The sequence below is a fragment of the Pseudobacillus wudalianchiensis genome, assembly GCF_001685015.1.
GTDB lineage: Bacteria > Bacillota > Bacilli > Bacillales > Domibacillaceae > Pseudobacillus > Pseudobacillus wudalianchiensis.
On record NZ_MAYT01000032.1, the window covers coordinates 97,002 to 109,986 of the forward strand.

Here is a 12,985-nt window from a genome sequence, read left to right on the forward strand (position 1 = left end):
TGAATAATTTCTGTAATCCACCGCCCAAATGAATAGGAAAGAGATGACGACTTTTCTTCTCTCTATACTTTGGGCGGGTTTCTTTAAGATGATAAGTTTGAAAATTTAAAAAACTTATGCAGGAAGGTGAATAATCAGATGGATTTGCGCGGTGTTGGCATACCTTACAATCTTACTCAGCAATTTATTGAGGAAAATATTTTCCGGGGGTTTGGAGATAAGACAGCCATTTATTATCAAGATGAAGAAATTACCTATCATATGTTGAAAGACAAAGTGCATCAGACAGCTAACATGCTCCAGGAAATTGGAGTAAAGATGGAAGAACGTGTGCTGATCAGCTGTCATGATACGCCTGAGTTTATTTACTCATTTTTGGGAGCGGTCAAAATGGGGGCCGTATCAATCCCGGTAAATACAAAGATGCAGCCATCTGACTATGAATATTATTTAAACGACAGCCGCGCCAAAGTATTTATTGTACATGACGATATTTGGGAAAAAATTGCCCACTTAAGAAGCCGATTTATCTTTCTAGAGCATGTCGTTATTATCTACGAGAATGCTACGGAGGAATTTAAAAATACAATCAATTTTAAACGCTCCATTATTACGCAGAGCGTGGAGTTTACTTCTCCATATACTACCGAGGATGATGCAGCATTTTGGTTATATAGCTCAGGAAGCACTGGAAATCCAAAAGGCGTCATTCATCTGCAGCATGATATAGAATTTGCCGTTAGGACGTATTCGAAAACGGTCTTGCAAACGACCTCAGAAGACCGCTTTCTTTCCGCTTCCAAGCTTTACTTTGCTTACGGATTAGGAGGAGGCTTGTATTTTCCGTTAGCTGAAGGGGGTTCGACTGTATTGATTAAAGAGCCTTCATCGGCTGAAGCGATGTTTAAGGCGATAGAAAAGTACCGGCCAACGATCTTTTTAGGCGTGCCTACGCTTTATGGCGCGATGCTTGAACATGTCCAAAAGAGCGGCAAACAATATGACTTGTCTTCGTTAAGACTATGCACATCAGCTGGAGAGGCATTGCCGTCTTCCTTCATAAAAAAATGGAAAGAGCTTTTTCAGGTTGATATTCTAGACGGCATTGGTTCAACGGAAGCTCTGCATATCTTTATATCCAATCGGATTGGGGATATTAAAGAAGGAAGCACAGGGAAAATTGTCCAAGGCTATGAGGCGAAAGTAGTGAATGAACAAGGTATTCCACTTCCGCCAAATGAAATCGGCGATTTAATTATATGCGGTGACAGTATTGCTCACGGATACTGGAATTTGCATGAGCAAAACAAGCAAAAGTTTATCGGCAGATGGCTGCATACCGGAGATAAGTATTATATAGATGAAGAGGGCTATTTTTGGTACTGCGGCCGGACAGATGACATGCTGAAAGTAGGCGGAATTTGGGTTTCACCTGTGGAAATCGAAAATTGCTTATTGGAGCATGAAGCGGTTCTAGAAGCAGCTGTCGTAGGGGAAAAAACGGAGAATAACCTTGTTGTCCCGAAAGCTTATATCGTTTTAAAAGAGCAGTGGAAGGCCTCTAAAAAGCTGGAAACAAGCATCCAAGAATTCGTCAAGCAGCAGCTGGCTCGCTATAAATACCCCCGCATCATTCAGTTTATTGATGAGCTGCCTAAAACAACAACAGGAAAAATCCAGCGCTACAAACTGAGAGAACTAATTCAAGACGGAACGATAAAACTATAAAATAAGCTCCCGGCAGATCAGAGAAAGAGGAGAAAAGAATGAAGAATGAATTCCAAGTTCGTGTGAATTTCGGAGATACAGATGCGGCAGGCATTGTCTATTATCCTAATTATTTTAAGTGGTTCGACATTGCCGGACACCAGTTTTTTAGAAGTATAGGCTTAGCTCCTGCCAAGCTGACTGAAGAACAAAATATCATCCTTCCTCTTCTTGATGTCCGCTGCACATTTGAACATCCGCTGCATTATGACGATGTCATTACCATCCGAACGAGTGTAGCAGAAGTAAATAATAGAACCATTAAGCTTACCCATGAAGTATATAAAGAAGAAACAAAAACGGGCTTCGGCTATGAGCTGCGGGGGTGGGTGAAGAAAGAAAACGATCAAATTGCTGCTGTGCCTATCCCTGCTAGAGTAAGAGAATTACTTCAGCAGGAAGGATTCGGAGAAAATAAGCAGATAAATCCATGGTTGAATGCGTAATATAAATCCAAAAAATAGGTTCCTTTCCTGATAGGTGACGCCTTTACAGTCTGCTTAAACGGTGTATAGAAAAGATTTATACACCATTTTTGCATCACAGTATGAAACGTAAATAGAAGGAGGAGGGTGATGGCAGTGAAAACAAAAGCGACGAGAGCAGAATTAATTGAAGTGGCTCAAGGGCGACGGCCTGCTGATTTATTTATCAAAGGCGGTACCGTTATCAATGTATATTCCGGAGAATTTCTAAAGCAAAATGTAGCAGTCTATCAAGATTGCATTGCCTATGTCGGTGACAGTGAAGCAGCGATCGGGCAGCAAACAAAGGTTATTCAAGCGGAGGGGATGTATGTTTCTCCGGGTTTTATCGAAGCACATGCCCATCCGTGGGTCATGTATAACCCTATCAGTGTAACGGGCAAGGTACTGCCGCTTGGCACGACGACGACGGTCAATGACAACCTGTTCTTTTATTTGCATATGGGGGCCGCTGGATTCAAAGAAATGGTTAAAGATTTAAAACAACTGCCAGGTAACTTCTTCTGGCTGGCAAGACTCGTCTCTCAGGCCGACTATCCTGGGGAAAGAGAATGGTTCAATCAGGCTGATATTGGCGAGTTGCTTGAGCTTGATGAAGTAGTGGGAACAGCCGAAGTCACCCGCTGGCCTTTATTGTATAACGGTGATCCGTTTCTGCTCGATACGATGGAGGCGGTGAGAGAAAAACGAAAAGTAGTAGACGGACATACAGCCGGCTGCTCTTATGAAAAGTTAAATTCTGTTGTTGCTTCGGGGGTCAATGCCTGTCACGAAGCTATTACAGCCAAGGAAGCATTTGACCGGCTGCGGTTAGGAATGTGGACGACGCTGCGAAACAGCTCGCTGCGCCCGGATCTTCCTGAAATTATTAAAATGATAACAGAGGGAAATGTAAATACGAGCCGTATTTTAATGACAACGGACGGGCCTCATCCCGCATTTATAGAAAAGGAAGGATTTGTAGACGGTCTTGTGCGGCAAGCAGTAGAGCTGGGCATTCCTCCTATGAAAGCCATTCAAATGGTCACCATCAATGCGGCTACTTATTTACGCCTTGACGACTTTATCGGAGGGGTCGCTCCCGGAAAAAAAGCAGACCTTCTTCTTCTTCCGGATCTTGTTGATTTCCGTCCAGACATAGTCATTGCTGGCGGGGAAGTAGCAGCTGAACATGGAGAATTACAAGTGATGATGCCGGAAGTCGATTGGAATAAATACGTGGTTAGAGAACCATTTTCCTTTTCAAAAGAACTTTTGGAGAATACGAATTTATACTGTTATCCGCACATGTATCCGAGTGAACCTGTACCCGTTGCTTACTTCCGCAGTAATGTCATTACACAGAGAAAAGACATAGAATTACCTTCTATCAATGGTTATACAGACTTATCGAATCATGAAGGGCTTATGCAAGCCGTGTTAATTGACAGAGGCAGCGGGTGGGTATCCAAAGCGATTCTTGAAAGGTTTGCGATCAATTTAGATGGCATGGCGTCTACCTATAATACAACGACTGAGCTGCTTGTCATTGGGAGAAACCCTGAATCGATGGCAAAAGCAGCAGCCAGAGTACATGAAATGGGTGGCGGAATCGTGATTGTAGACAAAGATGAAATCGTTTTGGAAATTCCGCTGACATTTACAGGCATGATGACGACAGATTCGTCATTTGACACAGCAGTGGAATATCATGATGAGCTGTTGGCAGCTATGCAGAAACGTGGATTTCCATTCCATGATATTTTATATACCTTGCTGTTTTTAACGTGTGATTTTCTTCCTGGTCTTCGGTTAGTTCCTCATGGGCTGTATGAAGTCAAGACGGATGAGATTTTGCTGCCTTCCGCTCCTTTATCCACCTTTAAATGCGGGATAAAAAGCTAAAAGGCGCTCATTTACTACGAGAGGGAGAAGATGCAATGACAAAGTATACAATTATTGACCAGGATACTTGCATTGCCTGCGGGGCATGCGGGGCTGCTGCACCGGATGTGTTTGATTACAACGAGGAAGGGATTGCCTATGTCATATTAGACGATAATGAAGGTGTAGCAGAAATTCCGGAAGAGCTGCTTGATGATGCAGAAGAGGCATTTGAAGGCTGCCCTACGGAATCGATAAAGTTAGCAGATGAACCATTTCATGGCAAAGTCTATTCATAATTGATCATATGAAAGGTTGTGATTCTCCTCATCCATTTTGGTGAGGAGTTTTTGTTTGAAAAGCCTGCTGAGAACGGTTAACCCCATTTATTCGCAGCGTAAATAATAGTGTTTACTTTTGTTTTCATTAAAATAATGATTGTTTCTAGCCTTAAAGACATGTTACTATCGGAATATACAAAATATTTTAAAAATAAAAAACGATTAGTCAGCCTAGGAGGGGAACAAATGAAAAAGTGGTTAATGGTCGTAATGATCGGCTTGCTGCTTGTATTGACGGCTTGTAATTCAGGCAGCGATGAAAAGAGCGGCAGCAGCTCTAATGGGGAAGACCAAACAAAAAAGAAAGCAGTAAAAGTGGGTATTACACAGCTTGTTGAGCATCCGTCTTTAGATGGAGCAAGAGAAGGATTTATTGAAGCATTGAAAGATGCTGGTTATGAAGAAGGAAAGAATTTGACACTTGATTACCAAAATGCACAAGCAGATGTAAATAACAACATGACGATTGCCCAAAAGCTTGTGAACGATGAGAATGACCTGATCTTGGCGATCTCTACACCAAGTGCCCAAGCTGCTTTGCAAGCAACAAAAACGATCCCAATTTTATTTACAGCTATTACCGACCCAGTAAGTGCAAAGCTTGTTAAAAGCATGGAAGAGCCGGGCGGAAACGTAACAGGTACATCTGATACGCATCCGGATGCGATTAAAAATACAATTGCTTCTATTAAAGAATTTTTCCCAGATGCTAAAAAAGTAGGCGTTATCTACAATTCGGGTGAACCGAATTCAGTCGTGAACGTGGATAAAGCAAAAGAAGCTATGAAAGCGAATGGATTAGAAGCAGTAGAAGTAACTGTTTCGGCTAGCTCAGAAGTAAAGCAGGCGGCTGAAACACTTGTTGGACGAGCTGATGTCCTTTATATCCCGAAAGACAATACAGTCGTTTCCGCTCTTGAATCGGTTATCACAGTAGCGAATGCGAAAAAGATTCCGGCGTTTGTTGGAGAAAGTGATTCAGTTAAGCGGGGCGGATTTGCTTCTTATGGATTTGAGTACCATGACCTTGGTTATTCAACAGGAAAAATGGCTGTTGAAATTCTAGAAGGCAAAAAACCAAGTGAAATTCCAGTGGGAGTTCCTGAGAATCTAGAGTTAGTTGTTAATAAGAAAACAGCTGATATTCTTGGTGTGAAGTTAACCGAGGAACAACAAAAGAAAGCTAAACTAGTAGAATAACACGTTAGAAAAGGTAAGCTCCCTGCAGGTGATGGTCATCTGCAGGGAGTTTTTGTGTCGTCGAAGAATTGGACGAATTAGTTTAGCAGCAAATAATAAATTTTTTATAAAACTTTTTCCCTTCCAGTTCGTATGGCTAGATAATCGAAAAAAGGGCAACTATGATTAAAAGTGGCACAATTACGGGATAACAGAAAATAGCTGCTGCATATACTTAGCAAAGACAGCAAAGAAAACAATAAGTATGAACTAGTAATCTTATGAAAGGATGAAGGGTATATCTTGTGAATGAATTCCATTGGAAAGAGATCGTTCTATTGATTGAAGCAATTGAGGTAAGAGCAGGAGAAGGAAATGTACCGGTAGAGATTGGATCTGTGCCTGAGGAATTACAATGTGTAGGAATAGGAACGGATGCTGCGGTGTTTGTCCACTCCTTTAGCCCAAGCTATGCATTTAAAGTATATGCAGAAGGAAAAGAACAAAAGAAAGTCAACGAAGTACGGGCCTATGAGAAACTCGCTGATTCTAGCTATTTCCCTGTTTTCTACGGGGCGGGGAGCAAATTTATTGTAATTAGCTTTGAATCGGGAATGAACCTCTATGATTGTCTAGTAACAGGCACTTATATTTCTCCTGAAGTGATCGAACAAGTGGATAAAGCTATAGAGGAGGCGAGAGTTGCTGGCTTAAATCCACGAGATATTCATTTGAAAAATATTATTTTGCAAGAAGATAGCATTAAGCTGATTGATGTCTCGGAATATGTAAAGCCGGGAAACGATCAACGATGGGAGCATTTAAAGGAGGCTTATAGACTCTACTACCCATTGATTGCTTCCAAGCCAGTTTCTCCTAAATTTTTAGATTTTGTAAAAGAGCAATATAACAAATATAAGCATCATAATTTCTCTCTTGGAAGGTTTGGCAGATTGTTCACCGCTTTGCTTGAGAAAGAGAAAAAGTAAACACGTAAAAACTTTTGGCTGGAGAAATTGAATGGTATACATTCCTTCTGTTCAAGAGCGGAAAGTTGAAACGATATAAATGAAAATCATTATCAATTAAAACAAAAAAGATTATTTTAATTGGAGATGATAAATATGTTTGTCCAGATGAGAACGATCAAAACAACTGAAGGAAATGCCAGGCATGTAGTAGAGCGTTTTAGTGGCGAGGGAATCGTTGAAAAGCATCCTGGATTTGTCGATCGTACAGTTATGGTAAAAAAGTGCGCCGCGGTGAAGAAAAGTGGTTGTAATGATTCGCTGGCAGTCCGAGGACGATTGGAAGCGCTGGGAAAAGAGCGATGCTCATATTGCTGGTCATAAGGTGAATCTCGGCAAGCCGAAGCCCGACTATATCATAAACTTAGACGGTGCATTGTATGATGCAGAAGCTGTTGTTCAAGCTGCAGAACAAGCCTCAAAATGAAAAAATAAAGCCTGGACCAGCATGAACATGCTTGAACAGGCTTTATTCTGATTAAGAAGCAGATGATACTTTTCCTTTAAAAGCATTAATTTTCTCTAGCGTATCCTTAATTAACGGTGTCATCTTTTCAGCATCAGGCTTGTCCTTTTTAGTCTCATCAATCAGAGGGTACAAGCTATCTTCAATGTTTTTATAGTCATCTGGATATTTTTCTTCAACTTGCTCTTCAATGGCATCCCATTTTTCTTCTACTTTTTTGCCGGTAGTTTTTAACTGATCAGCATTTTGCGGCACCGTATCTACATTGCCTTGCAGTTCTTGTAGAGCAATAGACACTTCTTCAAGACCACTGGAAAGGTCAGCCGGCTTTTCTTCTTCTTTTTCCTCAGCCGCTTCTTTCTCCCCTTCTGAAGTTACTTGCTGCTTTGGTTCATCCGTATTCGTTGAAGCTGGCTCAGCCTCTTTCTTAGAACCGCATCCGGCTGCTAATAACAACATAAAAATCATCATGATAAATAAGTAACTGAATTTTCTCATTTCACTCCTCCTTCGCCAATATCATTCCCAACTGGCTTTTTCTTTAAACCCGGAGCAGTGTATTCATAACTTATATTGAAATATTTAATAAATCCCTGCTTTAAAAGAGTTATATCAAGTGATTGCTACAGTATATTGATTGGTTCACAAGTTGAATTTATATAAGGCTGCAATTTCCTGACGATACGGTTCAAATGCTGGTATGTCTTTAAAATTTGAAAGCATGCCTTGAATAACCGGAATTCGCGGATTTTCTTTTACGGCTTCCTCCATGAGCACTTCTAACGACGTATTTAGACTAGTCGGATTTTCCATGTTCTCCAACTCTTTTTTCATGGCATGTAAAATGGTATAGATCGTACTGTTGCCTTGTAAGAAGAGGGCCTTTGTTTTGTGTAATAGGTCAGCTACTTTTTGTTCGGAAAGCAGGGGCGAATCATTTGAAAGACCAGCTGCCAGGTTATCCATTCTCTTCATAATATACTCAGCAATGTCACGAGAATCAAAGTCACTGTCAACTAAGATTACCTTCATATAAGAATGGAAGATTCCATCAAGCATCGTTGATAAATCCCAAACGAACGGTTTGATTTGTTTTCCATAGATGTCCAGCAAGCTATCACGATAAAACTTGTGTGATTCCATATGCATGCGGAAGAGCAGTTCTTTCACTTCGTCATTTAAAGGAATGGCCTGTTCACGTGCTTGCATAATGATAAATTCTTTATGTTCACTTAAAGTCTCAATTAATTCTTTTAATTGATATACAAATTTCTCTCGAGGCAGTAATTTTTGATCTTCGTATAGAGAAAGTCTTTTTTCGATAATATCAAAGTAATATTGAAGGGTGGAATATAGCAGCTCATCTTTAGATTTAAAGTATAAATAAAAAGCTCCTTTCGATATGCCAGCTTCCTCCGCAATTTCTTGAATGGAAGTAGAGGCAAATCCTTTCGCAGCAAAGAGCTTAATAGCCGTTTCAATCACTAATTTTTCTTTCTCCTTCAATGCGCTCCCTCTTTCACTATTATTTAGGCGGTCGATAAACGTTTGCATTCTATCCTATTTATGCCTATTTTCACGACTTTGTAAAACTTTTCTCAACTTTTATAAAAAAATGGTAAAAGCAATTGACTTCTGACTGACTGGTCAGTTACATTTAAACAGTCAAATTATATAGTGTGAAAGGGCATGGAGTCAATATGGCAATAGAAGGAGAATGTGCATGCAGAAAATCATTCAATTTTCTTTAAAAAATAAGTTCGCTGTCTGGTTAATGACGATCATCGTGGCAGTTGCCGGTTTATACGCCGGCACAAATATGAAGCTGGAGACAATTCCGGATATTAACACGCCGCTCGTTTCCGTTACAACCATTTATCCTGGAGCTACACCAGAGCAGGTAGCCGAAAAAATATCGGAGCCCATTGAAAAAAGAGTCCAGAACATGGATGGAGTGGCAAATGTAAGTTCTTCTTCTTTTCAAAATGCTTCCTCGGTGCAAATTGAATACAATTTCGATAAAGATATGGAAAAAGCACAGACTGAAGTGAAAGAAGAATTAAGTAAAATAGATTTACCGGATGGTGCGGGTGATCCCGACGTATCTCGTCTTAGCATCAATGCTTTTCCAATCATGTCTTTAAGCATTTCTAATAGCAAGCAGTCATTAGCAGAGCTGACGAAAACTGTGGAAAATACGATTTTACCAGAAATTGAAGGCATTGAAGGGGTCTCAGCCGTTCAGGTTTCAGGCCGTCAAGTGTACGAGGTAGATATTAAGTTTGACGACGAGAAAATGAAAAAGTACGGACTTGATGAAGAAACAGTTAAAAATATTATTAAAGGTTCCACCGTTACTATGCCGCTCGGCCTTTACACATTTAAAGACACGGAAAAATCTGTTGTAGTGGATGGAGAGATTACGAGTCTTAAAGATTTGAAAACACTTAAAATTCCAGCCATGCCAGCTGCCGGTGGACAAACACAAGCTATGATGGCTAATCCAACGCCAGCAGCAATAGCGATTCCAACCGTTGAATTGCAGGATATCGCCAGCATTAAATTAACTGGCAAAGCGGATTCGATTTCTAAAACGAATGGTGAAACATCCATTGGAATGCAAATTGTCAAATCAGCAGATGCCAATACAGTAGATGTGGTGAATGCCGTAAAAGATAAAATGGCTGACTTGGAAAAAGAGATCGATGGCCTGAAAGTAACGCCAATTTTTGATCAGGGAAAACCAATTGAGCAATCAGTAGAAACCATGCTAAGCAAGGCGATATTCGGGGCCATTTTTGCGGTCATTATTATTTTGCTGTTCTTGCGTAACTTCCGTACAACCGTGATCTCGGTCGTTTCGATTCCATTGTCACTGTTAATTGCCATTTTACTGTTGAAGCAAATGGATATTACGTTGAATATGATGACGCTTGGTGCCATGACAGTCGCTATTGGCCGGGTCATTGACGATTCCATTGTTGTCATTGAAAATATTTTCCGCCGGATGTCTTTGAAAAACGAAAAGCTCAGCGGCAAAGAACTGATTGTCGCAGCTACGAAGCAAATGTTCATCCCTATTTCTTCCTCAACGATTGTCACGATCGCGGTTTTCCTGCCGCTTGGTCTGGTAAAGGGACCGGTTGGAGAAATGTTCCTGCCATTTGCCTTAACGATCGTGTTTGCCTTGCTTGCTTCTTTATTAATTGCGATTACAATTGTACCGATGATGGCCCATTCGTTATTTAAGAAAGAACTGGCTAATGGCCTTCATCACAAAGAAGAAAAGCCAGGCAGATTAGCTGCTTTTTATAAAAAAGTGCTGAATTGGTCGTTGAATCACAAAATTATTACATCAGTCATCGCCATCTTGTTGTTAGTCGGCAGTTTGGCGCTCGTACCAGTAATTGGTGTCAGCTTCCTGCCATCTGAGGAAGAAAAAATGGTAGTGGCAACGTATAAACCAGAGCCTGGACAGACACTTGCAGACGTAGAAGCGGTCGCCGGAAAGGCAGAAGATATGCTGAAGGACCGTGATGGCGTGAAAACGTACCAATTTTCCGTCGGCGGAGAAAATCCGATGAATCCGGGAGATTCCAATTCAGCGATGTTCTTTATTGAATATGATCCTGATACGAAAGGGTTCGATAAAGAAAAAGAAGCTGTCATTGATGATCTGCAAGAGTTAACGTCCAAGGGAGAATGGGCTAGCCAGGACTTCTCAGGCATGGGGTCAAGCAATGCCTTGACACTGCTCGTATATGGTGAAGAAACAAAAGATATTGAGCCAGTCGTTGCTAAGCTGGAGAAGGTTCTTCAAGAAAATAAATCGTTAACTAACGTAAAAACGAGCTTAGCTGATACGTATGAGGAATATACACTCGCTATCGATCAGGAAAAATTGAGCCAGCTTGGTTTAACAGCAGCTCAAGTGGGAATGGAGCTTTCTGGAGCAGGACAAAATCAAGTCTTAACAACGATTAAAGAAAACGGAAAAGAAGTAAATGTGTATGTTGGGTCAGAAAAAGAAGATTATCAGACTATTAATGACTTAACGAAGAAGACGGTTCAATCACCACTTGGAATGGAAGTGCCGATCAAGGAAATAGCAAAAGTAAAAGAAGGCAGCACTTCTGATACGATTACCCGTCGTAATGGCCGTATTTATGCGCAGGTCAGCGGGGAAATTACGACGAAAGACGTAGCAAAAGTATCGGCGGCTGTCCAAAAAGAAGTAGATGAAATCAAACTGCCGTCCAATGTGGAGGTTTCCATGGGCGGTGTGACAGAAGACATCGCTGAGTCATTTAAACAGCTGGGTCTTGCCATGCTTGCCGCTATTGCGATCGTGTACTTAATTCTTGTGATTACATTTGGCGGGGGACTTGCTCCATTTGCCATCTTGTTCTCGCTTCCATTTACCATTATCGGCGGGCTTGTTGGCTTGTTAGTCGCTGGTGAAACACTGAGTGTGTCTGCCATGATCGGTGCGTTGATGCTAATTGGAATTGTTGTCACAAACGCCATTGTACTCATTGACCGTGTTATTCACAAGGAACAGGAAGGATTGTCTACACGGGAAGCGTTATTGGAAGCTGGCGGAACACGCCTTCGCCCAATTCTGATGACAGCCATCGCGACAATTGGCGCCCTGGCACCGCTTGCTGTTGGACTTGAAGGAAGCGGGTTAATCTCTAAGGGACTCGGTGTTACCGTTATCGGCGGATTAACAAGCTCCACACTATTAACGTTGCTGATTGTGCCGATTGTTTACGAAAGCTTAATGAAAATAAAGAACCGAAAAAAGAAGAATTAAAACAAGCAAAAAAGCCCGCAATCGGGCTTTTTTGCTTTTTAGAAGATAAGCGATTATTCGTGAATAAAGTGTCCAGAATGATAAACAACGGATCGCGAACGTGAGCAAAGCATCTGGAGCGTTGAACAGCTGCAAACGAACATCAAGCTTGCGAGGTGATGGGATGCTGAAAGGCTGCTGGAAGTGATAAATTGTCTTTAGCACGGATAAACAGTTGATCATTGGTCGTGTAAAGCTGTTTACGCAGCTTGCTAGCTTCCAGGTCAGGAGTGAAGTAAAAAGAGACCTCGGTTGTATGCTCATCTGCTAGCTTGCTTATTGTTTCTTCTATATTGATTGTTTTTTTACTGATCAAGTCATAGATTTTCAATTGCTGCTCTTGCTTTTCGAAAATAGCGATCATGTCTTCCTCAGGCAGGTAATAAATATATTCCGGGAAGACGTTTATACAATGAAACATAAACAAATCCTCTGCTTGTACAGTCCCAAAAGTTTGCGAAACGGGCACACGTGCTGCAGCAAATTGATAAATAAAGCTTAAGTCTTCAGAGTTTGTCCCATCGAGCTGCTTCATAGAAACCGGATTTTGCCTCGATGAGAGCCATTCCATAGAAAAATGGTAATCATTTATTGGGGAAAAACCGAATTTCGGATAATAGTCCAGTACAGTTTCATTAGCAAATAAATACATGAAATCGCATTGATCCTCGTATTCGTATAAAATCTGATTCATTAATTTTGCTGAAAGGCCTTGATTGCGGTAATCGGGATGAGTCATCACAGTGCCAATTTGAATGGCCTTCTTTTTCTGTCCTTCTATTATGGTATTCAAGATATTGACAGATACATTGGCGACAATTTGATTGTCTGCGACATAAGAGAATGGAATATAGCGGCTGCCCCAGTATCCTTTTTCATGCCAGTTTTGCAAGTTTAAGCCGAACACAGAGTGAGCAAGTTGAAAGAAGCTGTTCCGCAATTCCTCATTTTCCTTATAGTCTTTTATAAATTGTTCCCCCATTTCCACAATCCCCCTTTTT

10 protein-coding genes and 1 pseudogene are annotated in these 12,985 nt (G+C 41.1%); 8 read left to right on the forward strand and 3 right to left on the reverse strand.

The window, feature by feature from the left end; translation table 11 throughout:
* Positions 1–138: 138 nt before the first annotated feature.
* The 7 genes and pseudogenes from A8F95_RS20915 (at position 139) to A8F95_RS23455 (ending at position 7,090) form a co-directional block, all read left to right on the forward strand.
* A complete protein-coding gene (locus tag A8F95_RS20915; RefSeq protein WP_065412316.1) occupies positions 139–1,728 on the forward strand; it encodes a benzoate-CoA ligase family protein in 1,590 nt (529 codons plus the stop codon).
* A gap of 38 nt (positions 1,729–1,766) precedes the next feature.
* Entirely contained in the window at positions 1,767–2,213 is a 447-nt protein-coding gene (locus tag A8F95_RS20920; RefSeq protein WP_065412317.1) for an acyl-CoA thioesterase, read from the forward strand.
* 129 nt (positions 2,214–2,342) lie between these two features.
* The gene (locus A8F95_RS20925; protein WP_065412318.1) at positions 2,343–4,136 is read left to right on the forward strand and encodes an adenine deaminase C-terminal domain-containing protein; all 1,794 of its coding nucleotides are present in this window, start codon (positions 2,343–2,345) and stop codon (positions 4,134–4,136) included.
* Between the two features lie 35 nt (positions 4,137–4,171).
* Positions 4,172–4,414 (forward strand): ferredoxin, encoded by a 243-nt coding sequence (locus A8F95_RS20930; protein WP_065412319.1) that lies wholly within the window; start codon positions 4,172–4,174, stop codon positions 4,412–4,414.
* A 228-nt stretch (positions 4,415–4,642) separates the two neighbouring features.
* Complete coding sequence (locus A8F95_RS20935) at positions 4,643–5,656, forward strand: ABC transporter substrate-binding protein (protein WP_065412320.1); 1,014 nt, start codon at positions 4,643–4,645, stop codon at positions 5,654–5,656.
* A 284-nt stretch (positions 5,657–5,940) separates the two neighbouring features.
* On the forward strand, positions 5,941–6,624 hold the full coding sequence (locus tag A8F95_RS20940; protein WP_065412321.1) for a serine/threonine-protein kinase: 684 nt from the start codon (positions 5,941–5,943) through the stop codon (positions 6,622–6,624).
* A gap of 135 nt (positions 6,625–6,759) precedes the next feature.
* Positions 6,760–7,090: pseudogene (locus tag A8F95_RS23455) on the forward strand (antibiotic biosynthesis monooxygenase).
* A gap of 51 nt (positions 7,091–7,141) precedes the next feature.
* On the opposite strand, the gene A8F95_RS20950 reads toward A8F95_RS23455, so the two are convergent.
* Complete coding sequence (locus tag A8F95_RS20950) at positions 7,142–7,627, reverse strand: hypothetical protein (RefSeq protein WP_065412322.1); 486 nt, start codon at positions 7,625–7,627, stop codon at positions 7,142–7,144.
* Positions 7,628–7,771: 144 nt separating this feature from the next.
* Positions 7,772–8,635: a TetR/AcrR family transcriptional regulator gene (locus tag A8F95_RS20955; protein WP_065412323.1), complete on the reverse strand. Its 864-nt coding sequence runs from the start codon at positions 8,633–8,635 to the stop codon at positions 7,772–7,774.
* Between the two features lie 217 nt (positions 8,636–8,852).
* Here A8F95_RS20955 and A8F95_RS20960 point away from each other — a divergent pair, with 217 nt between their 5' ends.
* Complete coding sequence (locus A8F95_RS20960; RefSeq protein WP_065412324.1) at positions 8,853–11,945, forward strand: efflux RND transporter permease subunit; 3,093 nt, start codon at positions 8,853–8,855, stop codon at positions 11,943–11,945.
* A 142-nt stretch (positions 11,946–12,087) separates the two neighbouring features.
* Here A8F95_RS20960 and A8F95_RS20965 read toward each other — a convergent pair whose 3' ends face one another.
* On the reverse strand, positions 12,088–12,966 hold the full coding sequence (locus A8F95_RS20965; protein WP_065412325.1) for a GNAT family N-acetyltransferase: 879 nt from the start codon (positions 12,964–12,966) through the stop codon (positions 12,088–12,090).
* Positions 12,967–12,985 lie beyond the last annotated feature (19 nt).